Source organism: Sorangium sp. So ce406 (assembly GCF_051474675.1).
Lineage (GTDB): Bacteria > Myxococcota_A > Polyangia > Polyangiales > Polyangiaceae > Sorangium > Sorangium cellulosum_G.
In genome coordinates, this window is sequence record NZ_CP150340.1 from 1 (window position 1) to 25,598 (window position 25,598).

General features: G+C 72.7%; 17 protein-coding genes. 9 read left to right on the forward strand and 8 right to left on the reverse strand.

Annotation, left to right across the window (positions count from 1 at the left end; all coding sequences use genetic code 11):
• Complete coding sequence (gene dnaA / locus WME96_RS00005; RefSeq protein ID WP_061618634.1) at positions 1-1,416, forward strand: chromosomal replication initiator protein DnaA; 1,416 nt, start codon at positions 1-3, stop codon at positions 1,414-1,416.
• A 129-nt stretch (positions 1,417-1,545) separates the two neighbouring features.
• Here dnaA and WME96_RS00010 read toward each other — a convergent pair whose 3' ends face one another.
• From WME96_RS00010 to grpE, 3 genes are all read right to left on the reverse strand, one after another.
• Positions 1,546-5,466 carry a serine/threonine-protein kinase gene (locus tag WME96_RS00010; protein WP_437288138.1) on the reverse strand — a complete coding sequence of 1,307 codons (3,921 nt, stop codon included), beginning with the start codon at positions 5,464-5,466 and terminating at the stop codon, positions 1,546-1,548.
• Between the two features lie 120 nt (positions 5,467-5,586).
• Positions 5,587-7,449 carry a molecular chaperone DnaK gene (gene dnaK / locus WME96_RS00015; RefSeq protein ID WP_437288139.1) on the reverse strand — a complete coding sequence of 621 codons (1,863 nt, stop codon included), beginning with the start codon at positions 7,447-7,449 and terminating at the stop codon, positions 5,587-5,589.
• 184 nt (positions 7,450-7,633) lie between these two features.
• Positions 7,634-8,221 carry a nucleotide exchange factor GrpE gene (gene grpE, locus WME96_RS00020; protein WP_437288140.1) on the reverse strand — a complete coding sequence of 196 codons (588 nt, stop codon included), beginning with the start codon at positions 8,219-8,221 and terminating at the stop codon, positions 7,634-7,636.
• Between the two features lie 291 nt (positions 8,222-8,512).
• Here grpE and WME96_RS00025 point away from each other — a divergent pair, with 291 nt between their 5' ends.
• Positions 8,513-9,775, forward strand: coding sequence for an aspartate aminotransferase family protein (locus WME96_RS00025; protein ID WP_437288141.1), 1,263 nt, complete (start codon positions 8,513-8,515; stop codon positions 9,773-9,775).
• 1 nt (position 9,776) lies between these two features.
• The gene (locus tag WME96_RS00030; protein WP_437288142.1) at positions 9,777-12,218 is read left to right on the forward strand and encodes an HAD-IC family P-type ATPase; all 2,442 of its coding nucleotides are present in this window, start codon (positions 9,777-9,779) and stop codon (positions 12,216-12,218) included.
• Between the two features lie 44 nt (positions 12,219-12,262).
• Here the strand turns inward: WME96_RS00030 and WME96_RS00035 are convergent, their stop codons facing one another.
• The 3 genes from WME96_RS00035 to WME96_RS00045 all read right to left on the reverse strand — a co-directional run bounded on the left by WME96_RS00035 (position 12,263) and on the right by WME96_RS00045 (position 14,829).
• Positions 12,263-12,784: a Fur family transcriptional regulator gene (locus WME96_RS00035; protein ID WP_437288143.1), complete on the reverse strand. Its 522-nt coding sequence runs from the start codon at positions 12,782-12,784 to the stop codon at positions 12,263-12,265.
• Positions 12,785-12,896: 112 nt separating this feature from the next.
• The gene (locus tag WME96_RS00040; RefSeq protein ID WP_437288144.1) at positions 12,897-13,967 is read right to left on the reverse strand and encodes a hypothetical protein; all 1,071 of its coding nucleotides are present in this window, start codon (positions 13,965-13,967) and stop codon (positions 12,897-12,899) included.
• A gap of 70 nt (positions 13,968-14,037) precedes the next feature.
• Positions 14,038-14,829, reverse strand: a complete 792-nt coding sequence (locus tag WME96_RS00045) for an extensin family protein (RefSeq protein ID WP_437288145.1) — start codon at positions 14,827-14,829, stop codon at positions 14,038-14,040.
• A gap of 315 nt (positions 14,830-15,144) precedes the next feature.
• Here WME96_RS00045 and hrcA point away from each other — a divergent pair, with 315 nt between their 5' ends.
• Entirely contained in the window at positions 15,145-16,188 is a 1,044-nt protein-coding gene (gene hrcA / locus WME96_RS00050; RefSeq protein WP_433932545.1) for a heat-inducible transcriptional repressor HrcA, read from the forward strand.
• Here the strand turns inward: hrcA and WME96_RS00055 are convergent.
• Positions 16,181-17,242 (reverse strand): RluA family pseudouridine synthase, encoded by a 1,062-nt coding sequence (locus tag WME96_RS00055; protein WP_437288146.1) that lies wholly within the window; start codon positions 17,240-17,242, stop codon positions 16,181-16,183. The genes hrcA and WME96_RS00055 overlap by 8 nt on opposite strands.
• Positions 17,243-17,429: 187 nt before the next feature.
• Between WME96_RS00055 and WME96_RS00060 the strand changes: the two genes are divergently transcribed.
• Positions 17,430-18,326, forward strand: coding sequence for a response regulator transcription factor (locus WME96_RS00060; protein WP_437288147.1), 897 nt, complete (start codon positions 17,430-17,432; stop codon positions 18,324-18,326).
• Positions 18,327-18,437: 111 nt separating this feature from the next.
• Positions 18,438-21,314 (forward strand): ArnT family glycosyltransferase, encoded by a 2,877-nt coding sequence (locus WME96_RS00065; RefSeq protein WP_437288148.1) that lies wholly within the window; start codon positions 18,438-18,440, stop codon positions 21,312-21,314.
• A gap of 330 nt (positions 21,315-21,644) precedes the next feature.
• Here WME96_RS00065 and cobA read toward each other — a convergent pair whose 3' ends face one another.
• A complete protein-coding gene (cobA, locus tag WME96_RS00070; protein ID WP_437288149.1) occupies positions 21,645-23,258 on the reverse strand; it encodes a uroporphyrinogen-III C-methyltransferase in 1,614 nt (537 codons plus the stop codon).
• Between the two features lie 185 nt (positions 23,259-23,443).
• Here cobA and WME96_RS00075 point away from each other — a divergent pair, with 185 nt between their 5' ends.
• The 3 genes from WME96_RS00075 (at position 23,444) to WME96_RS00085 (ending at position 25,557) form a co-directional block, all read left to right on the forward strand.
• Positions 23,444-23,806 carry a DUF4339 domain-containing protein gene (locus WME96_RS00075; protein WP_437288150.1) on the forward strand — a complete coding sequence of 121 codons (363 nt, stop codon included), beginning with the start codon at positions 23,444-23,446 and terminating at the stop codon, positions 23,804-23,806.
• Positions 23,807-24,012: 206 nt separating this feature from the next.
• Complete coding sequence (hemB, locus tag WME96_RS00080) at positions 24,013-24,996, forward strand: porphobilinogen synthase (RefSeq protein ID WP_061619568.1); 984 nt, start codon at positions 24,013-24,015, stop codon at positions 24,994-24,996.
• A 3-nt stretch (positions 24,997-24,999) separates the two neighbouring features.
• Entirely contained in the window at positions 25,000-25,557 is a 558-nt protein-coding gene (locus tag WME96_RS00085; protein WP_437288151.1) for a hypothetical protein, read from the forward strand.
• Positions 25,558-25,598: the final 41 nt, after the last annotated feature.

Sequence of the window (25,598 nt, forward strand, 5' to 3'; positions counted from 1 at the left end):
ATGACGATTCCGAAACACGAGCCGCGCGAAATTTTCGATCGGGCGATCGAGCATACGCGGGCGCTTTCTCCCGCAACTTTTGATCAATGGTTTGGCGGAGTTCAGTTCGATGATCTGACCGACGGCGTGCTCACGCTGCGCGTGCAGAACGAGTTCGTCCTCGAGTGGGTGAGGGACAACTTCCTGCCTGCGCTGACGGACAAGATCCGCGAGCTCACGGGCTGGTCGGTCCAGGTTGCGTGGACGGTCGATCAGCACCTTGACTCGCCGGTCGCCCGGCGCGTGGAGCTCACCCCCGTGCGTCCGCGGGCGCTCGTGGTGCGCCCGACGAGCGCGGCGCCCGCGCCCGCGCCACGCCCTGAGCCACAGCTGCGGCGCGTCTCGTCGCTGCCCGACGACCTCAACCCGAAGCACACCTTCGCGAGCTTCGTCGTGGGCCCCTCGAACCAGCTCGCGCATGCGGCCGCGATCGCGGCCGCGGGCGGCGGGGGGCGCCGGTACAACCCGCTCTTCATCTGCGGCGGCACGGGGCTCGGCAAGACCCACCTCATGCACGCGATCGCGCACCGCGTGTTCGAGGGCAGGCCGGACGCGCGGATCATCTACGTCTCGGCCGAGAAGTTCACGAACGACTTCATCACGGCCATCCAGCACCACCGGATGGACGAGTTCCGCGCGCGCTACAGGTCGAACTGCGACGTGCTGCTCGTCGACGACATCCAGTTCCTGGCCGGGCGCGAGCAGACGCAGGAGGAGTTCTTCCACACGTTCAACGCGCTTCACACGCTCGACCGGCAGATCGTGGTGACGAGCGACAAGTACCCCCAGAACCTCGAGCGCATGGAAGAGCGCCTCGTCTCGCGGTTCTCGTGGGGGCTCGTCGCCGACATCCAGGTGCCCGAGCTGGAGACGCGCGTCGCGATCGTCCGGAACAAGGCGGCGCTCGAGGGCATCGCGCTCACGGACGACGTGGCGCTCTACCTCGCGCAGATGGTCCGCTCGAACGTCCGCGAGCTCGAGGGGACGCTGATCCGGCTGGCGGCCAAGAGCTCGCTCACGGGCCGCCCGGTGGACCTTCCGTTCGCGCGCGCCGAGATCACGGCCACGTCGCCGCCGCGGGCGCAGATGATGAGCGTCGAGGACATCCAGCGCGCGGTGTGCCACCACTTCCACCTGCGCTCGATCGACCTCACCTCGAAGGACCGCCACAAGAGCGTGGCCTTCGCGCGCCACGTGGCGATGTACCTCTGCAAGCAGCGGCTGAAGTGCAGCTTCCCGGAGATCGGGCGCGCCTTCGGCAACCGCGATCACACGACCGTGATGAGCGCGGTCCGCAAGATCGAGGCGCAGCGGGACTCCGATCCGCAGGTCCGCGCCCACCTCGAGGCGCTCGAGAAGAAGCTCGCCGACGAGTGAGATCGGCGCGCGCCGCGCGCCGTACCTGCTCCCCCTCCTGCCGCCGCTCCCCGGCCGCGCGCGGGCGGCTCCTCCGGGGCCCCGCCCAATGCGTGGCCCGCGTCCGCGCGCCGACACGGCGCCGGGACGTCAGATCTCCGAGAGCGCGGCGCGCGCGTCGTCGGCGATGAGCTTGTTGCCGTACGCGGAGGCGAGCTCGAGCACCTCCGCGAGCTCGCGACGCGCCTCCTGCGCGAGGCCCCTGTGCTTCAGGAGGGCGCCGAGCAGGTAACGGCCCTCCAGGGCGTCCGTCCGGTACGAGCGCGCGTCGGCGTAGCGCGCGAGCTCGCGCAGCAGATCGACGGCGCCGGCCGCGCCGTTCAGGCCGTCGAGGTAGGCGAGGTGCGCGCGGTTGATCGAGACGAGGCGCTCGTGGCCGCTCTCCTCGGCGAGCTCCCTCGACTTGGTGAGCGCCGCGTAGGCGCGCGGCAGATCGCCGAGCCGCCGGCTCGCGTCGCCGAGGTTGTGCAGCGCGGCGGCGGTCTCGAAGCGCATGCCCGCGGACCGGGCGAGGTCGACGGCGCGGGCGGACGTCTTCACCGCCGCCTCGAAGTCGCGGAGGAAGACGTGCACGAGGACGCGCTGCTTCTCGCGCTCGCTCGCCGCCGCGAGATCGCCCGGCGCGGCGAGCGCCTCGGCCCGATCGAGCGCGCGCAGCGCCGCCTCGATGTCGCCCATCGCCGCGCGCGTCTGGGAGATCGCGAGCAGCAGCCTGGCGTCGTCGATCTCGCCCATCGCCTCGAGCTGCTCGACGGCGCCGACCGCGCGGGCGTAGTCGCCCGTCCTGACGCCGATCTCCGTCTCGCACGCGAGCGCCTTGCGGCGGAGGTCCTCGCGGTCGCCGGCGAGGGCGTACGCCTCCTCGAGCCTCGCGTAGGCGTCCGCGAAGAGGTCGACCGCGCCGAGGGCGCGCGCCACGTCGACGCGCGCGCGGAGCTTCTGCTCCGGGGTGCCGGCCTCGTCGATGCGCCGCTGCGCGCGGGCCACGACGTCGCCGAGATCGGGCGCGGAGCGCACGCGCACCACGACGTCCGCGAGCGCGCCGAGCCACGCCGAGAGCTCCGCCGGCGCGCGGCGGGCGTGGTCGCCGAGATCGAGCGCCTGGAAGATGAGCCGGAGCGCCGGGTCGAGCTGGCTCGCGCGGATCTTGTGGAGCGCCGCCCGCGCGTAGAACGTGGCCGCGCGGTCGCGGTCGCCGGCCTGATAGAAATGCTGCCCGATGCGCTCGGCGTGCTCGGCGCTGTCCTCGCCGACGACGGCGACGTACGCCGCCGCGGCCGCGGCGTGCAGCTCCCGGCGGAGCTCCGGCGGGATCGCGTCGAGGACGATCTCTCCGTGCATGGGCGACGCGAAGCTCGCCTGCGCGGGGCCCTTGAGCCGCAAGAGGTCGCGGGTCGCGAGCCCGGAGATCGCCCGGTTCACGACCGAGAGCTTCTGCTGGAGGAGCGCCGCGAGGACCTCGGTCGGCACCGGATCGCCGAGGATCGCCGCGGCCTGGAGCACGGCGCGGTCGCTCGGGTCGAGCCGCCGCACGCGGGTGGCGATGAGGGTGCGCAGCGAGCGCGGCACCGCCGACGCGCCGTCGAGCCGCGCCTTCACGACGCCGCCCGAGACGCTGAGCGCGCCGGAGTCGCTCAGCTCCTTGATGAGCTCCTCCAGGAAGAGCGGGTGGCCGCCGGCGCGCTCGCGGCAGAAGGCGAGCAGATCGGGCGGCAGGAGCGTCGCGCCGATGCGCGCCGACATGAGGCGCGCGCCGTCGTTGTCCGAGAGCTCCCCGATCTGCATCCGGTAGAAGTGAGGGTGCGCCTCGAGCAGCGGCGGCGGGTCGCTGCGCGTCGCCAGGATCAGCACGGCGCGGAGCCCGCCGGCGCGGCCGGCCGTGGCGAGGAGCGTCTCGGCGGTGAGCTGGTCCATCGCCTGCGCGTCGTCCCAGGCGAAGCAGTGGAGCCGGTCCTCGCAGAGGCTCTGCACCATGCGCGGGAAGGCGGCGCGCAGGATCGCGCTCGTCCCCTGCGGCGCGCGCTGGTCGGCGAGCGACGCGCCGAGCTGGCCGAGCACGGCCGCGGACTCGTCCTCGCGCAGGCCGAGCGCCCGGAGCCGCGGCAGCACCGCGCGGATGCGCTCCTCGTCGTCGCCCTCCTGGATGCCGCAGAGCACCTGCAGCATCGCGGTGAGGCCGCTCCACGGGACGTCGGCGCCGTTGTGCGGGCACGACGCGACGTAGACGCCGACGTTGTAGTCGCCCTTCGAGAGCCGCCGCTCCATCTCGGCGAGCAGCCGCGTCTTTCCGATGCCGCGCTCGCCCTGGATGACCGCGATCTGCGCGCGCTTCCTGGTGGCGGCGGCGAGGATATCGCCGAGCTGCTTGAGCTCGTCGCGGCGTCCGACGAAGCGGCCGTAGGCGCCGTCCGGCGGGTGCGCGGAGGTGACCACGCGCCCCCCCTCGGGCGCCGTCCGGCCCGCGCCGGGCAGCTCCTCGGTCGCGAACGCGTTGCGGAGGACGCGCCCGGTGAGGTGTGACACCGCGACCTGAGACTCGGTCGCGCGGGCGAGCGCCTGCGCGGAGGCGATGAGCGAGGTGAGCCGCTCGTCGCGGATCGGGGCGCCGACGCTGTCGACCAGGATGCGGGACAGGTGGATGCCGGCGGAGACCGCCGCGCCCCCGCCGCGCGAGCGCAGGATCACGAGCGCGGCGCGCACAGCGGCCTCGGTGTCGCGGCCGTCGGCGTCGCCGAGCCCGAAGATGGCGACGAGCTGGGACGCCTCCTCCTCCAGGAGCAGCGCGCCGTGGCGCGCCAGCACCTCGCGCGCGCGGGCGATGCGCCGCGCCGCGTCCTCCCCGGACCCCGTGAAGATGAGCACGAGCGCCGTGACCTCGCGTCGCTCGCCGAGCCCGCGCGTGGCCGGGCTGCTGTCGGCCTTCTCGAGGAGCTGGAGGAGCCCGGACGCGGTGCGGGTGCGCGTGCTCGTCGTGTGCGGCACCTCGACGGGCGTGCGCTCGTTGGCGCCGATCGGCTCCTCCTCGAGCACGGCGCTCGCCTCGAGCTCGGCGCCCCCCTTCTCCTCGTGGAACGGCGCGAGGAACTCGGCGAGATCGTTCGCCCCGAACCGCTCGCCCGTCGCGTAGAAGAACCCGAGCAGCGCCTCGTGCAGCCGCCCGGCGTCGGGGAACCGATCCTCGACGCTCCTCGCGAGCATGGTGCTCACGATGTCGACGAGCGGCCTCGGCACGTCGGGGCGCACGAGCGCGAGCGGCGGATACTCGCTCGCCTGGAGCCGCCGCATGACCTCGAACGCGGTCGGCGCCGTGAACGGGTTCGAGCCGGCGAGCATCTCGTAGAGCACCGTCCCGAGCGAGAAGAGGTCGCTCCTGCCGTCGATCGCGCCCGCGCGCGACTGCTCGGGGCTCATGTAGGCGAGCTTCCCGCGGATGCGTCCGGCGCGCTTCTCGCCGACCTCCTCCTCGGTCATCGACTGCGTCGCCTTCGCGATGCCGAAGTCGGTGACCTTCACCTCGCCCTCCCAGGAGAGCAGGATGTTCTGGGGCGAGATGTCGCGGTGGACGATGCCGAGGGGACGCGACTGCTCGTCGCGCCGCCGGTGGGCGTGGTCGAGCGCCTTCGCGATCTCGGCCGCCATGAAGACGGCCATGCCGAGCGGGATCGGCCGCTTCGATCGGCGGCAGCGGGCGAGCAGCGTCGCCAGGTCGAGCCCGGGGACGTACTCCATCGCGATGAAGTAGCTGGTCGGGTCGCCGTTCGGGTGGTCGACGCGGCCGAGGTCGAACACCTGGACGATGTTCGCGTGCGAGAGGCGCACGGCGAGCTTGGCCTCGTGCACGAACATGTCCACGAAGCGCCCCTGCTCCGCCAGCTTGGGGAGGATGCGCTTGATGACGAGGACCTTCTCGAACCCCTCGACGCCGAAGCTCTTGGCCTTGAAGACCTCGGCCATGCCGCCCTCGCCGAGGCGCTCGAGCAGGCGGTAGCGTCCGAAGGTCTCGTTCAGCATCGTCCCGCCTGCGCCCCGCAGAGCCCTGCGCCTAGAGCGCGCGCGGCGCTCCGGAGGGGACGACCGGCGGCCTTCGCGCGAGCCGGCGCTCGCCCTCCGGCCGCGTCGACCGGCCGCGCGTCACGTCTCAACGGCCTTGTTCGCGCCGGCGTCATCGTCCCCTCCATACATCGACTCCGCGATCCGGAACGCCGCCCCCTCCAGGCGCGCGTACGCGGCCCGGAGCGCGTCGAGGTCGCCGCCGCCGTCGAGCAGCTTCCGCAGCGCGGCGCACTCGGCGTGGACCTCGCCGAGGAGCTCGGCGTCGAGCAGATCCCCGTAGCCCTCGAGGGCTTGCTCGGTCGTGTAGACGAGGGTCTCCGCCTGGTTGCGGAGCTCGGCGAGCTCGCGGCGGAGCGCGTCGGTCTCCTTGAAACGCTCGCCCTCCGAGACGAGCCGGTCGACCTCGTCGGGGGTGAGGCCGCTCGTCGGGGTCACCCGGACCTCCTGCACCCGCCCCGTCCCGAGATCGCGCGCCTCGACGCGGACGATCCCGTTCTCGTCGATACGGAAGGTGACCTGGATCTTGGGCAGCCCGCGGGGCGCGGGCGGGATGCCGGTGAGCTCGAAGCGGGCGAGGCTCCGGCAGTCGGCGGCCATCTCGCGCTCGCCCTGGAGCACGTGCACGGGGACGAAGCTCTGGTTGTCGACGCTCGTCGTGAAGATCTCGCTCCGCTCGGTGGGGATCGTGGTGTTCCGCGGGATGAGCTTGAACATCACGCCGCCGCCGGTCTCGACGCCGAGCGACAGCGGCGTCACGTCGAGGAGCAGCACCTCGTCCACGTGCCCCGAGAGCGCGGCGCCCTGCAGCGCCGCCCCGACGGCGACGACCTCGTCCGGGTTCACGCCCTTGTTCGGCTCCCGGCCGAAGAACTCGCGCACCGCCGCCTGCACGGCGGGCATCCGCGTCATGCCCCCGACGAGGACGACCGTGTTGACGGCGGAGACGGGCAGCTTGGCGTCCGCGAGCGTCGCGCGGCAGACGTCGACGGTGCGCCGGATGAGGCTCTCGCAGAGCATCTCGAGCTCGTTGCGCCGCATCGTCCGCTCGAGGTGGAGCGGCCCGCCGCCCGGGCCGACGGCGATGAAGGGGATGTTGATCTCGGTCTCGAGCGACGAAGAGAGCTCGTGCTTCGCCTTCTCCGCCGCCTCCTTGAGCCGCTGCAGCGCCATGCGGTCGCGGCGCAGATCGATGCGGTTTTTGCCCTCGAACTCGTCGGCGAGCAGGTCGATGAGCCGCTGGTCGAAGTCCTCCCCGCCGAGGTGGGTGTCGCCGCCGGTCGCCTTGACGCTGAAGACCCCGCTCGCGATCTCGAGGATCGAGATGTCGAACGTCCCGCCGCCGAGATCATAGACCGCGATCGTCTCGGCCTTGACCTTGTCGAGGCCGTACGCGAGCGCCGCGGCGGTCGGCTCGTTGATGATGCGGCGCACGTCGAGCCCGGCGATCCGCCCTGCGTCCTTCGTGGCCTGTCGCTGCGCGTCGTCGAAGTAGGCGGGGACGGTGACCACTGCCTCCGTCACCGGCTCGCCGAGGAACCGCTCGGCGACCTGCTTCATCTGGCCGAGGATCATCGCGGAGATCTCGGGGGGCGAGTAGCTGCGCCCCTTGACCTCGACCCACGCGTCGCTGTTCGGCGCCTCGACGATCTTGTAGGGGGCGAGCGAGATCTGCTTGCTGACCTCGGGCGCGCTGAACTTGCGGCCCATCAGTCGCTTCACCGCGTAGATGGTGTTCTGCGGGTTCGTCACCGCCTGGCGCCGCGCGACCTGCCCGACCAGGCGCTCGCCGCTCGCGGGGAAGCCGACCACCGAGGGGGTCGTGCGCGCGCCCTCGGCGTTGGGGATGACCCGCACGTCGTTCGCCGAGCCGACCCCTGCCCCTTCGACGACCGCCACGCACGAGTTCGTCGTCCCGAGATCGATGCCGATCACCTTCCCCATATGCGGCGAAAGATACTACAGGCCTCGATGCTCGCCGGGTGGGGAGACGATCTTGGCGCCCGCGATATTTGGGGAGATCGTGCGGTGAGGTGGCGGGGCACAGCAGATCACGGAGAGGCGCACCGCCATGATGCGCGCGGCGCGGGAGGTGTGCGCCGATGGAGCCGCCGCGCGGCGACGCGCCTCAGTTCGCTTCGGACGTCGACGACGCGCCGGGCGAGCCCTTCGAGACGACGACCATCGCCGCGCGGATCAGGTAATCGCCGAGCATGTACCCCGGCTGGACCTCCGCGATGACGACGCCGGCCGGGTGCTCGGTCGACTCGATCTGCTGGATGGCCTCGTGCACGCTCGGGTCGAACGGCTTGCCGACCGCGGCGATGCGCTTGATGCCCATACGATCGAGCGTGTCCACGAACTGCTTCGCCACGATCCGCACGCCCTCGGCGACCGACTTCACGTCGGGCGCGCTCTCCGCGTGGCTGGCGGCGCGCTCGAGGTTGTCGAAGACCGGGAGCAGCTCCTTCAGGATCGACTCGCGGCCGCGGCGCTGCGCCTCTTCGACCTCGCGCCGGGAGCGCTTACGGAAGTTGTCGAAGTCGGCGGCGGTGCGCAGGAGCTGCTCGCGCATCCGCGCGGCCTCGGCCTGCACCTCGCCGAGCTTGTCTTCGGGCGTGGGGGCTCGCTGCTCTGCGGGCTCTGCGCGCTCCGCCTGCGCCTCCGCCTGCTCCTCGGTGTTCTGGCTCGACCCAATTTGTTCCGAATCGCTCATAGGACGGCGGCACTATAACCAGCCGCGATCCGCTGGCAATCGGCAGGCCCAGGGATTGCCAGCGACCGGCGGCGACCGGCGGCGACCGGCGGCGACCGGCGGCGAGCGCCGGCGCGCTCGATCGGCGGCGCCTCCCGGATCGGCCGGGGACGCCCGGGGGCCGGCGCACGGGCGCTCCGGACGCGCTCCCGAAGCGCGTTTCAGGCAGTTTTTGCCCGGGTCTCCGCGATCCGCGGCCGGCGTGCATCGACCGTTTGCTCCGACCCCCTGCCCGGCGTTAGATCGGGCCCCATGAGCATCGCCACCAGCCCCGCCGGCGAACCGCCTCCGGCGAACGCCTCGACGCCCGCCACCTCGCCGCTCCTCGCGGCGCAGAAGCACCTCCTCGGCAACTACCGCCAGCCGCCGTTCGTCCTCGATCGCGGCAGGGGCTGCGAGCTCTTCGACACGGAGGGGCGCCGGTACCTCGACATGTACGCCGGGGTGGCGGTGGCGTCGCTCGGCCATGCTCATCCGCGGCTCGTGGCGACCATCGCCGAGCAGGCGGGCCGCCTCATGCACGTCTCCAACTACTTCTACAACGCCGAGAACCTCCGCCTCGCCGAGGAGCTCTGCGCGAAGACCGGCTTCGACCGCGCCTTCTTCTGCAACTCGGGGACAGAGGCGAACGAGGCGATGCTCAAGCTCGCGCGCCGCCACTTCTTCAACCAGGGGCAGGCGGAGCGCTACCGCATCATCGCGTTCGAGAACGCGTTCCACGGCCGCACGCTCGGCGCGGTCGCCCTGACCGGGACGCCGAAGTACCGCGAGGGCTTCGGCCCCTCGCTCGAGGGCGTCACGCACGTGCCTTATGGGGACGTCGCCGCGGTGCGCGCCGCCATGGGCCCGGACGTCGCGGGGATCCTCGTGGAGCCGGTGCAGGGGGAGGGCGGCGTCCTGCCCGCGCCGCCCGGTTTCCTGACCGAGCTGCGGCGCATCGCGGACGAGCACGGCGCGCTGCTGCTCCTCGACGAGGTGCAGACCGGCATCGGGCGCACGGGGCACTGGCTCGGCGCGACGTACGACGGCGTCCAGGGCGACGCGGCGGCGCTCGCGAAGGGGCTCGGCGGCGGCTTCCCGATCGGCGCGCTGGTGCTGCGGGAGCGGCTCAACAGCGCGCTGCCCCCGGGCTCGCACGGCTCGACCTACGGCGGCAACGCGCTCGCTTCTGCCACGGCGCGCACGGTGCTCGCGGTGATCGAGGAAGAGAAGCTCTGCGAGGCCGCCGTGAAGCGCGGCGAGCAGCTCGGCCGCGGCCTCGCCGCCATCGCGGCGAAGCTGCCGCACGTGTGCGTCGGCGAGCGCGGGCGGGGCTTGCTCCGCGGGCTCATCCTCGCGCCGGGCGTCGACACGCGCGTGGCGCTCGGCCGCGCGCGCGACCGGGGCGTGCTGCTCACGGTCGCGGGCAGCAACGTGCTCCGGTTCACGCCGCCCCTCGTCGTGAGCGAGGCCCAGATCGACGAGGCCCTGGCCGAGGTCGAGGCCGCGCTCTCCGAGATGCCGGCTGCGGGTTGAGGTGGTCTCTTCGCGCGCAGCCGGGCCCGCCGTCGCGCCCCTCCCGTGCTCGGGCTGCAGCAAGCTGATCGATCCGCTCCGCGCCGGGCACGTCGCGATCTTCGATCAGCGCTTCCATTATTTCTGCAACGCCCGGTGCCGCCACGCCTTCCTCGGGGAGGCGACGCCCGCGCCGGGCGACGGCCGGCCCGCCGGCTTCGCGGGATCGGGCGTGCCCATCCCCGGCGCTCCTGCCCGAGGGCTCTCGTCGGGGGCGCTGCCCGGCGTCGCGGGGCCTCACGCCGCCGCGCCGCGCGCCGAGCCCCCGCGGGCAGGCGCCGACGACGGCCCCTCGCGCGCCGCCGATCTCGACGCGCCGATCGTCGACGCCTTCCCGCCCGTGTCGCTCGACGAGCGCCTCCCGGAGCTGCCGGTACTCGACGACGACCGCGCGCTGCTCGAGCCGATCGGGAACACCATCCTGAGCGACGAGCCGCCGCGCTACGAGTCGATCGAGGCGCGGGACATCGGCGCGCTCCTGCTCGTGCTCGCGATCATCGCGGGGACGCTCGCCGTCGCGCTCACGCTCGCCGGCGACGCCAAGCTCGTCATCGGCGCGCGCATCGTGCTCGCCACGGTGAGCGCGGGGATGCTCCTCGGCCGCGCCGCCACGACCGCGCGCGACGGCACGGATCCGCACCCGGCGCCGATGATCGCCCCCGTCCTCGGGGGGCTCGTGGCCGCCGTCTGGGCCCTCTTCGGCCAGGACCGCGCGCTCGCGGCCGAGGCGGCGTCGCTCGCGGGCGTCATCGCCACCGCCAGCGCGATCAGCGCCTGGCTCATCGAGAGCGCGCGTCACCGGGTGTTCGCGGAGCGGGCCTGGATCGGGTCGGTGCTCTCCACGCCGGCGCGCCGTCCGCCGGGCGCGTGGGCGCAGAGCCCGGCGCCTGCCGACCGGGCTCTTCCCCGTGGCGGCGATGACGCTGCCGCCGAGGAGGCCGGCGACGCGCTCTTTTACGAGCTGCGGCCCGGCGAGAGCGTCCAGGTCGACGCCGGGGAGGTCGTCCCCGTGGACCTCGTGGTCACGGGCGGTGACGTCGAGGTGCTCCCCTGGATCGGCGCCGCCACGCCCGCCCGTCGCCGCGACGGCGACCCGATCATCGCGGGGGCCACCGTGGTCCGGGGCCGCCTCGTCGGCGCCTGCACCTTCTCGGGCGGCGATCGCGCGGTCGCGCGCGTGCTGCTCGACGCCCGCCGGCGCGCGGACGCCCTCGCGCCGATCGCGCAAGCCTCCCGCGCCCTGACCGAGCGCTGGGCGCTCGGCGCCGCGGCGATCGCCGCGCTCTCCGCCTTCGTCGCCGGGCGGGCGCCCGTCGAGATCGCGATGACGGCGACCGCCGTGCTCGCCGCGCTCGCCACGGCGATCACGGCCTCGATCGCCTCGGTCCACGTCGCGCGGGGCATCCTGCTCGGGCTGCGCCGGGGCATCGTCTACAAGAGCGCCGACGCCTGGGACCGCGCCGGTCGGGTCTCTGTCGCCGTGTTCTGCGCCCGCGGCACGCTGCTGCTCGGCGAGCCCGAGCTCGCGGAGCTCGAGGCGACCGGCCAGAAGCTCACGCCGAGCGACGTGCTCGCGCTCGCGGCCGGCGCGGAGCGCACCGAGGAGCACCCCGTCGCGACGGCGATCGTGCGCGCCGCCCGCGCCCGCGGCCTGCGGCCCGACGGCGTGCGCAACCCCAACTTCCACCCCGGCCTCGGCGTGACGGCCGTCACCTCGTCGGGCGAGGAGCTCTGCGTCGGCAACCGCGCGCTCATGCTCGAGCAGCGGATCTCGATCGCCGCGGCCGAGAGCCGCGTCGCCGAGCTCGAGGCGCTGGGGCGCACGGTCGTGCTCGTCGCGGTGGGCGCTCGCCTCGTCGGCGTCATCGGCCTGCAGGACGGGCTCCGCCCCGGGGCGCGGGCCGCCATCCAGCACCTGCTCGACGCGCAGATCGAGCCCGTGCTGATGTCGGGCGACGCGCGCGAGACGTGCGAGGCGATCGGCCGCTCGCTCGACATCGACCACATCCGCCCCGAGATCCTCCCCGCGGATCGCGGCGCCGAGGTGCGCCGCCTGATCGACGCGGGCACGAGCGTCGCTGTGCTCGGCCACGCGGGCGTCGATGACGCCGCGCTCGGCGCCGCGGACGTCTCCGTGGCCCTCGGCGCCGCCGGCTCCGCGCCGGCCGACTTCTCCGTGGTCCTCGCCTCGGACGACGTCCGCGACGCCGCGCTGTCCCTGGCGCTCGCGCACCGCACGCGCCTGGAGGCGCGCGTCGGCCTCGCGCTGAGCGTCGCCCCGGCGCTCGTCGGCGCCGCGGTCATCTCCGCGTTCGTGCTCCCGCCGGCCTACGCGCCCATCGCCTCGCTGCTCGGCGGCGTCATGGCCGTCGTCCACGCCCGCGCGCTCGACGCGAAGAGCTGAGCGCCGCGCGCGGGCCCGCCTCCGGGGCCTCGCCGCGCGGCGGGCTACGAGACGTCCGGGTCCGCGTCGTCCTTGGCGTCGCCCTCGCGGCACTCCAGGCAGACGCCGTACATCTCGTGCTTGTGCCAGGTCACCTCGAAGCCGTACTTCGCGGCGATCTCGTCCTGGAGCGCCTCGATCCGCGGCTCCTCGAACTCGATGATCTTCCCGCAGCTCAGGCAGATCAGGTGGTCGTGGTGCGTGCTGGCGTCGTCGGCCAGCTCGTAGCGGCTGAGGCCGTCCCCGAAGCGGCGCTCGGAGGCCACGCCGCACTCCGCGAGCAGCTTGAGCGTCCGGTACACGGTCGCGTACCCGATGCCCCGGTCCCGCGCGCGCACCTCCGTGAGCAGATCCTCGATGGTCATGTGGGGGGCGCCCGAGAAGAACGTGTCGACGATCAACCGGCGCTGCGCCGTCGATCTCAGCCCCTTCTTGGCCATGTACGCCTGGAGGCGAGCGCGCAGCCGGTCGAGGGCAACTTTGTCGACGTGGGTCACGCTGTCCCCCTCTCTCGCGATGACGGCCATGGCGAGTTTATCCCGTTCGCGGCGAACCGCGTCAAGGCCGGCGGCCACGCTGCTCGGCGCGCCGCGCCTTCCCTGATCCCCTGACGGCGTTACCCTTTCGCCGGCTCCGGCGTCACTCGCCGACCTGCGCCATGTAGCTGACCTGCGCGGCCGACCCTCCGAGGGGGCTGAGCAGCGTGACGGGGGGCGCGACGAGCCCAGCCGCCGACGTGTTGTCGATGACGACGTAGTAGAGACCGGGGCGCAGCGCGTAGCGCCGCGTCTCGATGATCCCGGGCTGGAGAGGGCCACCCGCCTGCACCGGGCCGGGCGGGGGGCCGAGCGGCTTGCCGGTCTGGTAGGCCTCGCGCCATGCGTCGCCCGTCGGCTTGTCGACGATCATGATGTCCACGGGCGCGCCCTGCACGCTCACCTTCAGGTAGAGCGCCTGGTCCACGTCGGCGACCTCGAACGGCCCGAGGTAGTCGCGCTGGTGCGCGTGCACCTCGATGACCTCGTTCGCGAACGTGTACCGCTCGTCGTCCTCCACCTCGAACGGGTGGTGCGGCCGCTGCGGCGGCATCAGGATCCCGAGCGTGAAGTCCTTCCCGGTCTCCTCGTTGTAGACCACGGTGAACCCGCGGGTCATCTCGCCCGCCACGATCTGGTTGCCGAGCAGGTTGGCGAGCCCCCCGAACGGCGGGACGTTCGCCATCACGTCGATGACGGGGTTCTCGACGTAGCCGAGCTGGAAGCTCGGGCCCTGCACGATCCGGTTCAGCCGTCCCCACACGTAGATGTCGTCGCCCGCGATCTGGAAGTCGGGCCGGTACTCGACGGAGGTCGTGAGCGAGAAGCCCACCCGCTTCGCCGGCTGCATGTAGCCGTACCCCGTGCCGGCGATGTGCACGGTCACCGTCTGCGCTGCGTCGTTGACGTCGTACGAGCACTGCATCGGGAAGAACCGCCCGATGGACGACGACCTGTCCTGCAGGCGCAGCGCGACCCCGCTCTTCAGCATCTCGGGGCAGATCTTGCTGGCGCCGAAGTTCGAGAAGAGGAACCACCGCAGGCCTGGGCTCGCGTTCACGGGGCCGCTGAGGCACGGGCAGCCCACGAACGTGAACGACAGCACCATGGCGGCGAGCGCCAGGGCGGCGGACGCGGCAGAGGCGCGGGGGGGCGGGGGTCTTCGTGCGGTCACGCGGGCTAACATAGCGGGTCGACCTCGGAGCGAGAGCGGGTTTGCGCCCGGGGGGGCCGCCCCTCCCGGATCAGCGCACGAGCTGCCATTGGACGCCGGGGGTCACCTCGAGATGCAGGTGATTTTTGTGCGCCCGGTCGTAGTTGGGCGTGAGGATCGACGTGAAGACGTGCTGATCCGCGGCCTCGCACACGATGGAGCGCAGCTCGCGCGCCGCCGCGTCCGCTGGAAGGCCGCGCGTCCCCTTGCCGGCCGCGCCGCGGGTCGCCGGCTTCCCTGCGCCCTCGCCGCACACCGGCGCGCCGCGCCTGCCGACGAAGTCGCGCTCGACGTCGAGCCACTCCTCCGCGAACGCGTCGCCGACGCGCCGCTTGATGAACCGGTAGGCGTCGATGGCGAGCCCCCCGGGGTGCCTCGTCGCCAGCTTGCCCTCGGGCCACATCGCCGACGGAGGCCGCCACGCCGAGTACATCAGCACCTCGGTGACGTCGTGCACGCGCAGGATCCGGCTGAAGTCCGAGAGCGCGAGCGCGAGGCGGCAGTCGAAGACGTCGTTCGGGTTGTCCGCGCGCCGGTGGGCCGGCTCCGCCGTCCGGTACAGGACGCCGCCGACCCCCTGCATGAGACGCACCGGCGCGAGCACGCCCGGCGCGCGCCGCACCGGCTCGAACGCGATCTTCCGCCGCGCGAGCGCCTCCCGACACTGCTCCGCGCTCATCGCCGCGTAGCGCGCCGACGGGTGCCTGGCCCAGTCCTGATGGAACTTCACCTTCGGCTTGCCCTGCGCGGTCGGCAGCGTCGTGAGCGGGCCGAGCGCGAGGGCGAGCGCGCAGGCGATGGCGGCGTGGCGTGCGGACGGCATCGTTGCTGGCGTGGCCTCGCCGCGCGTCGCGCTCCTGGGGAGCCCAGGTTCACCAGGCGAACCTCGGGCGACCAGGAATCTCCGGAACCGCGGGAACCGCGGCCTCCGGCGCGGCGGCCGCGCCCATCCTACCGCGCTATTTGACCGGGCCGCGCGATCGCCTCAAAATAGACCCCATGCGCATCCGTGGGCCCAGCGCCCGCCCGCGCGTCTTGACGTATGGGAGCGAAGGCCCGGTCCGCATGGCTTCCCGGTCCGGGCAGTCCCTGGTCCAGGTAGCCGCCGCAGCGCGCGTACGCGCCGCACGCAGTTGACATGGGAGATCTCTCCAATCGCGCTCGAAAGATCCTCTTCGCCGCGGTCACCGAGTTCATCGCGACCGGTGACCCCGTGGGCAGCAGGACGCTTGCGCGGAAGTACGGGCTCGATCTCTCGGCCGCCTCGATCCGCAACGTGCTCGCGGATCTCGAGGAGGCCGGCTACCTCCACCAGCCGCACACCTCCGCGGGGCGCATCCCGACCGATCGCGCGCTCCGGTTGTTCATCGACGCGCTCGTCGAGCTCCGGTCGCTCTCCCCCGAGCAGCAGGTCGAGCTCACCGCCCGGTTCACCGAGATCTACACGGTGGCGAGCGACCCGCTCCGCGAGACGGGGCGCTACCTCTCGGAGCTGTCGGGCGCCGCGGCGGTCGTCGCGGCGCCGCGGGCGGAGATCCGCGCCCTCGCCCAGCTTCGCTTCATCCCGACGAAGCCCGGGCAGCTCCTCGCCGTGCTCGTCTTCGCCGACGGCTCGGTCGAGAACCGCTTCATCTCGGTCGGCGAGGCGATCAACGAGGGGGAGCTCACCCGGATCCACAACCTGCTCGCCGACGTCATCGAGGGGCGCACGCTGGGCGAGATCCGGGATCTCTTCGCCCGCCGCCTCGCGGATGAGCGCCTCCAGATCGACGCGCTGAGGCGCCGCGCCTTCGAGCTCGGCAGCAAGGCGACGGCCGACGTGACGCGGCGGAGCGAGGTCGTCATCGAGGGGCAGAACCGCCTCATCGACCTGCCGGAGTACGCCGACGTCGACCGCCTCAAGAAGCTGATGAAGGCGCTCGAGGAGCGCGAGGAGCTCGTCGATCTGCTCGACCGGACCCTCGCCGCGGGCGCGGGCGAGGTCACCGTCTTCGTCGGCAGCGAGGCGGGCGATCTTGGCGGAGGTCAGCTCAGCCTCGTCGCCGCGCCGTACATGGAGAACGGGCGTGTGGCCGGGACCGTGGGCGTGCTCGGCCCGACGCGGATGGACTACGCGAAGGTGATGCCGCTCGTCGACGCGACCGCCGCGGCGATGAGCGAGGCGCGCGGCAAGGTCAAGTAGCGCCCTTCTGCCGCGGCTGGCGGAGCCGCTCGAGCACCTCGTCGAAGTCGGCGGGCGGCGGCGCCTGGAACCGCATCGGCCGGTCGTCGGACGGGTGGCTGAAGCCGAGCTCGGCCGCGTGGAGCATCAACCGCGGGGCGGGGATCCTTGGCCCGCGGTGGTCGCGCACGTAGACCGTCTCGCCGACGAGCGGGTGCCCGGCCTCCGCGAGGTGGATGCGGATCTGGTGCGTGCGCCCCGTCTCGAGGCGGCAGGCGACCAGCGTCACGCCCGCGGCCCCGGCCTCGTCCAGCCCCCGGAGCGTCTCGATCGGCTCGACGTGCGTCACCGCGAGCTGCCCCTCGCGCCGGCCTTCCCTCGCGGAGCCGCGCAGCCCGTCGCCGCGGTCCTCGACGAGGTAGCTGCGGTGGGTGCCGCGCGGGACCGCGCCGTGCGCGAGCGCGAGGTACTGCCGGTGCATCGAGCGGACGCGGAGCTGCTGCGCGAGGTGCTTCTTCGCGGCGAGCGTCCGCGCGAAGACGAGCAGCCCGCTCGTCCCCTTGTCGAGGCGCTGCACCACGCCGAGCGGCGCCCGCCCGCGCAGGCGGTCGCGGCGGGCCAGCACCTCCCGCACCAGCGCGTCGAGCGTCGCGGCCTGCTCCGCGGGGTCCTCGTCGCCGTACGGGATGGTGCTCACACCGGCGGGTTTGTTCACGACGACGACGCTCGCGTCCGCGTAGACCACGAGCTCGACCTCGAGCTTGCGCCGGCGCACGGTCTCGGGCCGCGGCGCGCTCAGGCGGACCTCGATCCGCTCGCCGCTGAGCACGCGGCGCCGGGCGCTCGTCGCCACGACGTTCCCGACGAGCACCTTGCCGGTCTCGATCAGCCGGCGCGCGTCGGACCACGAGACCGAGGCGAGCGCCCGGATCGCGCCGTCGAGCGGCCGTCGGTCCAGCGCTGCCGGAACCGTCCAGCGGCCGTCCTGCGGGGGTCGGACCGGCCCGGTCGGGTCGGCGGCGGTCGGTTCGGCGTGATCCTGGGGCGGGGGAGGGGCGGGTCGGGGCGGGCGCATGAGAGGCTCGTGAGGGGGCGCCTCGGCCCCGCCACCAGCGTGGGGCCGGGCTCTACCGGCGTGAAAAAACGCTCATCCGCGGGGCCGCGGGGCGAAATACACCGCGAATGTTGACACATCGCGCGACCGGAGCCGAAGATATCCAGAGCCGTCATCGCTTTCTCGCCATCTGAGAGGAGACCCGTTCGTGGCCAGCACCCTTCTCGCCGTAGACGACAGCGTGACCATGCGCAAAGTGCTCGAAATCACCTTTGCGGGTCAGGATTTCCGCGTCGTGACGGCGAGCAGCGCCGACGCTGCGCTGCAGAAGCTCAAGAGCGATAAACCCGACCTGGTGATCGCCGACGTCACGCTCGAGCCGAAGAACGGCTACGAGCTGTGCAAGGCGATCAAGCAGGCATCCCCGGCGACGCCCGTCCTGATCCTGTCGTCCAAGCAGAACCCGTTCGACCCTGCGAAGGGCTCGAGCGCGCAAGCCGACGACCACATGGACAAGCCGTTCGACACGCAGCAGATGATCGACAAGGTCAAGAAGCTGCTGGCGTCGCGCGGCGAGGCGAAGCCGGCCGCGGCTGCTGCTGCCGCGGCTCCCGCTGCCGCGGCGGCGTCCGCGCCCGCGCGCTCTCCCGCTGCCGCCGCGCAGCCTGCGGCCGCCGCGCAGCCCGCGGCCGCTGCAGCGCAGCCCGCCGGCGCCGCCGCGAGCCCGCTCCAGCGCGCGAAGACGCTCATCTACACGCCGAACGCGCCGGCCACCACCAGCGCCGCGCCGGCGCAGGCCTCGGTCAAGGCGGCGGCGCCGGGCGGCGCGCCGTCGGGCCTGCCGCAGACGACGATGGCCTTCTCGCCGACGCCGGTCTCCGGCGTGCCGAAGACGGCGTCCGGGCCCGCAGCGGTCGCGGCCTCCGCCTCCGCGCAGGTCAACGGCCAGATGGCGGGCAAGCTCGAGGGGCTCGGCCTCTCCGCCGATCAGGTGGAGGCCGTGATGGCGCTGTCCCGCGACGTCGTGGAGCGCGTCGTCTGGGAGGTCGTGCCGGTCCTCGCCGAGACGATCATCAAGGAAGAGATCGCGCGCCTGACGAAGTAGCCGCGCGCTGCTCGCGGCGGTCCGTCGCGCGCGAGCACGCGGCCGCTGCTTTGCCCGGGGACGTGGAGTTGCTACGCCAGGCCCGCGCCTCGTTCCGCGTCCGGCGCAGCCATGAACGACACGCACGACAAGAGCAGCGGCGCGATCGCGGACGCCCGCGACGACATGACCGCGGGCGACCAGGCGGCCGCAGGTGACGCGGAGAGCTCCGGCGCCGCCGAGCCGCGCGTCGCCTCTCCGCTGCGCGCTCCTTCTCCGGAGGGCGAGGCGGCAGAGGACGACGGCGGAGCCGGTACGGACGACGTCGATCCTGACGCCGACGAGGAGCGCCTCGTTTTCCAGGGCAACCCGCTCCGCTTTCGCGGGGCGGCCGTGCTCGCCGCGGGCTCGCTCCTCGCGTTCGTCGTGATGGCGCTCGCGCCCCAGTTTCGCTGGGGGGTCCCGCTCGGCGCGCTCGGGGTCGGCGTCGCGACGCTCGGCCTGCTCGACCTGCTCGGCACGTTCGACGACCCGCCCGAGCGCGTCGCCGCGCGCGTCGGGATCCGCGATCTCCTCGGACCGCTCGCGCTGCTCGGGGGCGGGCTCGCCGCGTCCTTCGCGCTGATCACGCTCACCGTGGCGGGCTACTTCTCGCCGCTCTCCCTCTCGCGGGACGGCGCGCCCGCGCTGATCTCGCTGGCGGTACCCGCGATCGCGATCCCTGCCGCGTTCCTCACGGCGGTGGTGGGCGCCTTCCGGATCGGCGAGCGCCTCGGCCCCGGTCGCCTCGACGAGACGGGCGCGCCGCGCCCGCTGCTCCGGCGGCATGGCTTCTGGCTCGTCGCCCTCGTCACGCTGCTCTACCTGCCCATGCTCGGGAGCCACTCGCTCACCGATCCGTGGGAGACGCACTACGGCGAGGTCGCGCGCGAGATCCTGGCGCGGAACGACTGGATCTCCCTCTGGTGGGCGCAGGACGGCTGGTTCTGGTCGAAGCCGGTGCTCGACTTCTGGATGCAGGCGCTCGCCATGGCGGCCCTCGGCGTCCGCTACCGATCGGGGGAGATGCTCTCGGCCGTCGCCGAAGGGCGCACGCCGTGGCCCGAGTGGGCGGTGAGGCTGCCCATCTTCGCGCTGACGCTCGTCGCCGTTTACCTCCTCTACAAGGCCATCGCGACGATCTTCAGCCGACGCGCGGGGCTGCTCGCGGGGGTCGTCCTCGCGACGATGCCGCAGTGGTTCCTGGTCTCGCACCAGACGATGACGGACATGCCCTTCGTCGCGACGATGGCCGCGGCGATGGCCCTGCTCCTGCTCGGCATCCACACCGACGAGGCGCGCGAGGCGCGCGTCTACGAGGTCGACCTCGGCGTGCTCAAGGTGGGCGTCTCCGGCTACCACCTCGTGCTCGGCGCGATCATCGCCTGCGCGCTGCCGCAGATCCTCTACCTGCTCTCGCGGCACGTCGAGATCCAGCCGGCGCCGTTCGGCGTGCGCCTCCACGGCGACGTCTTCAGCTCGGGCTCCCCTGGCAACTGCGGGCTCCCCGGCAACGAGGCCTGCCGGTCGGTGCTGCCCGTGCTCCCCGGCCTGCAGCCCGCGCTCCAGGCGCTCATCTGGGCGCAGACGCTCGGCATCGTCCTGTACGCGAGCTGGGGCGAGCGGCGCGTCCAGCGGCTCCTCTTCCTGTCGGCGTGGTTCTTCGCCGCCCTGTCCACGATGGCCAAGGGGCCGGCGGGCTTCGGCCTCCCGGTGCTCTGCGCGCTCGGCTACGTCGTCGTCTCGCGGCGGTACCGCGACCTGCTCAAGATGGAGATCCCCATCGGGCTGCTCGTGCTCGCGTGCGTCGCCTTGCCCTGGTTCGTCGCGATGTACGCGCGGCACGGGCAGCCGTTCACCGACAGGCTGCTGTTCCACGACATGTTCAAGCGCGCGTTCACGCACGTCCACGACACCAACGAGGGCGACGACGTGAGCTTCCGCTACTACGTGTGGCAGCTCGGCTACGCGATGTTCCCGTGGACGGGGCTCGTGCCCGCGTCGCTCGTGTGGTGGCTCAGGCGGCGCGAAGGGGCAGCGGCCGGGGAGGGGGGATCTTCAGGTGAGCCCGCCTCGGCCGACGTCCGCCAGAGCGACGCCTCGGTGTTCCTGGCGATGTGGTTCATCTTCGGCTTCGCGCTCTTCTCGCTGATGCTGACGAAGTTCCACCACTACATCCTGCCGGCCGTCCCGCCGGCGGCGATGCTCACGGGGATCCTGCTCGACGACATGCTGCGCCTCCAGGGCGGCGCGCGCGGGCTCGCGCGTGGCTGGAGCGACGCTTCGTCGGCGCCGCCGTCGGCGCGCTCCAGCGCCGTGGTCGTCTACGAGCGCGCGATGCTCGGCGCGGTCGCCGTCGGCGCTGCGATCCTGGTCTTCTTCGTCGGGCGCGACCTCGCGATGGCCCGCGAGGGGCAGCCGAGCCAGGCCAGGTTGCTGCACCTGTTCACGTACAACTACAAGCGTCCCTGGCCGCAGTCGCTCGACTTCTCCGCGACCCTGTGGGCGTTCACCATCGCCGCGGCGGTCCTGTGCTTGCTGCTGATGGTCGCGCGCTTTCGCCGCCACGTCCTCTATGCGCTGCTCTCGCTCGCCGTCGCGTTCACGGCGTGGGGGCTCGACGTCTACTTCGTGCGCACGTCGCCGCACTGGGGACAGCGCGAGACCTTGCTCGCCTACATGCGCGCGAGCCAGGAGATCCCTGGGCCGCTCGTCGCCTACCAGTTGAACTGGAAGGGCGAGAACTTCTATGCGGGCAACAAGCTGCCGGCATTCGTGTCGAGCGGGAAGAAGTTCCAGGACTACATCAATGAACAGAAGAAGAAGGGTGTGAGGACCTTCTACTTCGTCACCGAGCACGGGCGCACCAGCTCGCTCTCGAACGAGCTCGGTAACCCTCGTTTCTTCGAGAAGCTCACCTCTCTCGAGCTCAACAACAAGTTTCTCGTCGTTCGCGCGACGTTCGAGTGACAGAGCGGCTCCTGAAGGAGCTCGGCCCACAGGCGCTGTCCGTCTGTGGCCCTGTACGTTTGCTCGGGTTCGAGGCGTGCTGTTGTGCGCGCAGCGTCGTATTGCTGCGTAAGGAAATTCCTAGCATGCCTGTCGCCATGAACGCGCAGGAGCGAAAGGAATCTCCTGTTGGTACATTCTAAGTGGCTGAATTCATTACGGGAAGGTGCAGGCACGCCTCATGCTGAAAGGGATGCCGAGCGTCGCGGCGGAGACCTTCCCCCCCCAGGTCCGCTGCGACGCTCTTTTCTTTTCTGCGGTGGCGCTGGCCGCACACGCGCGACCAGCACGTCACCGGTCTGCGCTTGCAGGGGCAGCCTGGAGCGCGGCGAAGTATCGATCCAGCGCGTCCAGGAGACCCGCCGTGGTGCTCACCTCGGCGGTCACGCCGATCCGGAGCCCCCGTTTCTCGGCGGTCGCGGTCGTGATCGGCCCGATGCTCGCAAGGAGCACCCGGTCGAGCTGCGCCGCGGCGCCCTCGCCGAGGAGCTCGCACAGGCTGTCGACGGTGCTGCTCGAGGTCAGCATCACGACGTCGATCTCGCCCGCCGAGAGTGCTCGGAGCAGCTCTTCGCGGCGCCCGGCCGACGCGGGGCGGGTCTCGTAGACGGGCACGACGTCGACCTCGCAGCCCGCGGCGCAGAGGCGCTCGGGGAGCACTTCACGGGCGACGAGCGCGCGGGGAATGAGGACCCGGACCCGGGACGCAGGGCGCACCGACAGGCGCTCGGCCAGCGCCGGGTCGGCGAGGAGGGCCTGCGCGAGCTCCTCGCCGCGAAATTCCCCCGGGATGATGTCAGGGCGGACGCCGCGCGCGGCGAGCGCGGCGGCCGTCCCGGCGCCGATCGCGGCGAGGCGCGCCGAGCCGAAGGCGCGCGCGTCCAGGCCGAGCCGCTCCATCTCCCGGAAGAAGCAGGCCACGCCGTTCTCGCTGGTGAAGACGACGGCGTCGTAGCCGGAGAGCCCGCGGACGGCCTCGGTGACGCGCGCGGGGTCGGGCGGTGGGTGGATCTCGATGGTCGCGAGCTCCACCGCCTCGCCGCCGCGGAGGCGGATGAGCCTGGACGTCGAGCGCGCCTGGTGGCGCGGCCGGGTCACGAGCACCCGCTTGCCGAACAGCGGCTTCCGGTCGAACCAGCGCAGCGCGTCGCGCAGGCCGGTGACGGCGCCGACGACGATGACCGCGGGGCTCTGGAGCCCTGCCTCCCTGGCGCGCCGGGGCAGCTCGTCGAGGCGGCTGGAGACCACGCGCTGGTCGGCCCGCGTGCCCCACTGGATGGCGGCCGCCGGCGTCGCGGGATCGCGGCGCCCCGGCCCTGTCAGCCCCGCGACCACGGCGTCGAGGGCCTGCATGCCCATCAGGACGCAGATGGTCCCGCGGACCGAGGCGAGCTCGCTCCAGTCGAAGGCCTTGCCCGCCCGGGTGACGCCGCTGACGATCATCACGCTGGAGGCGATGTTCCGGTGGGTCAGCGAGATGCCGGCGTAGGCCGTCGCGCCGAGCGGAGAGCAGACGCCCGGCACCACCTCGAACGGCACCCCGGCCCGCGCGAGCGCCTCCGCCTCCTCGGAGCCCCGCCCGAAGAGGAACGGATCGCCGCCCTTCAGCCGGACGACGCTGCGGCCCGCGAGCCCGAGCGCGACGAGCTCCGCGTCGATCTCCGCCTGCTTTGCGTCCTTCAGCACCCGGTCGCCGCCGCGCTTGCCGACCGAGCGCACCTCGGCGTCCTCCCGCACGCCGTCCAGCAACGCGGGGTGGACGAGCTCGTCGTGCAGCACGACGTCGGCCGTGGCGAGGAGCTCGGCGCCGCGAAGCGTGAAGAGCCCCGGATCGCCCGGGCCGGCGCCGACGAGGTACACGACGCCTGGCCTGGCCGCGCCCGGCCCCCCGCGCGCGGCCCCCACGCCTTGACCCTCCTCGGAGGCTCCGTGACGCCCGGAAAGCGCCGTCAAACTCTCATCGTTCTGTCGCTCATTCATGGCAGACGTTGATTGTCCTATCGATTCTGCAGTGATGTTGACTCGGTGCGTTAAGGGTATAGAATCGCACCCGTTCGATTCAACGTCCGGCGGTTTCTGGAGTCCATTCGATGAGATCTGTGAAACTGTTCGAGGAGCTGCGGGGCTCAGAGCGCGGCTTTACGGACCGATGGTACGTCAGCAACGGGGAGCAATCGGTCGGGCCGGTCAACCTCGACCAGCTCGCGCGAGGTATCGAGAGCGGAGTGGTCCCGCTCGATAGCTTCGTCCGCAATGAGGCGTGGACCGTGTGGTGTCCGCTGTCCGACATCGCAATGGTCACGGTCGCCGACGCGGCGACGCCCGCGGTGCAGCCGGACGACGAGTTTGCGGCGGACGACGACGACACCGTCCCGCTGTCGGGAGAGAGGAGCTCGCCGCGGGCCGGGACAGCGACGCGCCCGGCCGCGCGCCCTGGAGCGGCGCACCGCTGAGCGATGCCCGCGCCCGTCCGGCGCCGGGAACGCGCGCCGCGCGCGGCAGGTCGAGCGCGGCCGGACGAAGGGGAGTAGGGGGCCTGTCTCATGCGGGCGGTTTCGGGCGAACACTAGCCGATTCGCCCGGCTTCCGCGATCCGCGGATCGCGCGCGCCGCGACCGGAGCGGTCCTCGCGGGCGAAGGGCTGCTATGCTCCGCCGCCGTGTTCCCCACGAAGAGACCGCGCCGGCTCCGTCGCTCTGCCGCCCTCCGCGCCCTGGTGCGGGAGACGTCCCTCGACCCGGGAGATTTCATCCTCCCGCTCTTCTTCAACGAGGTGCTCGACGCGCCTCGCCCGGTGGGGACGATGCCCGGCGTCTCGCAGCTCCCGGTGAGCGCCGCGGCCGCGCAGGCGCGGCTCTGCAAGGAGCTCGGCATCGGCGGGACGATCCTGTTCGGGCTCCCGCGCACCAAGGACGCGTCGGGCACGAGCGCCTACGACGCGGACGGCCCGGTCCCGCGCGCGGTCAAGGCGATGAAGGACGCGGCGCCGGAGCTCCTCGTGATGACCGACGTGTGCGTGGACGAGTACACCGACCACGGCCACTGCGGGCTGCTGCGGCAGGACGCGTCCGGGGCGGTCGACGTCGACAACGACGCGACGCTCGAGGTGCTCGCGCGGGCGGCGGTGGTCCACGCCAAGGCGGGCGCCGACGTGGTCGCGCCGAGCGACATGATGGACGGCCGCGTCGCCGCGATCCGGCGCGCGCTCGACGCCGAGTCGCTGACGGGGACGGCGATCCTCTCCTACGCCGTGAAGTATGCGTCCGGCTTCTACGGGCCGTTCCGCGAGGCGGCCGACTGCGCGCCCAAGTTCGGCGACAGGGCGGGCTACCAGATGGACCCCGGCAACGCGCGCGAGGGGCTGCGCGAGGCGGCGCTCGACGAGGAGGAGGGGGCCGACATGCTCATGGTGAAGCCCGCGCTCGCGTACCTCGACGTCATCGCGCGCGTGCGCGAGGTGACGACGCTGCCGCTCGGCGCGTACAACGTCAGCGGCGAGTACGCGATGATCAAGGCGGCCGCGGAGCGCGGGATGATCGACGAGAAGCGGGCGGTGCTCGAGCTGCTCACGTCGATCCGGCGCGCCGGGGCGGACTTCATCCTCACCTACCACGCGCTCGACGCCGCGCGCTGGCTCGGCTGAGCCATGCAGCGCGGGGGTGCGGCGCGACGTTCGACGTGGGCCGCCGTGTGCGCGGTGGGGGCGTCGGCCGCGCTCGCGGCGGGGTGCTCGCCGAACAGGTGCGATCGTTCCGAGAGCGAGAACCAGCCGATCGAGTTCACCGAGGCCGTGCCCGAGGGAGGCGTCTACGAGACCTCGGCGCCGGACGGCGAGCTCCTCCATTTTCCGGGGGGCATGCGGTATGCGCTCAAGCATCACCTCGGGAAGCGGCCGCGGTGGTGGCAGGTGTACCTGTCGTTCGAGCGCGACGGCACGAGGAGCGGCGGGACGCTGGCGCACGCGGCGGGTAACCAGGCCGAGGTGATCTGCGTCGACGATCAGCACCTGGTCGTCATGAACGGTAGCTGCTCCGAGTACTGGCTTCGGGTGGTCGCTGGCGGCGCAGAGGGCGCGGACGGCGAGAGCGGCGCCGAGGACGGCGCGACCGGGACCGCCGGCGGCGCGGAGGGCGCCGACGAAGGCGCGACGGGCGCGGGCGGCGGCGCTGCTGGCGCGCGGTGCTACGTCGGCGATCCCGGCTGAGCGAGCGCGCAGCCGCAGGGTCAGGGAGAGCGCGGTGCTCG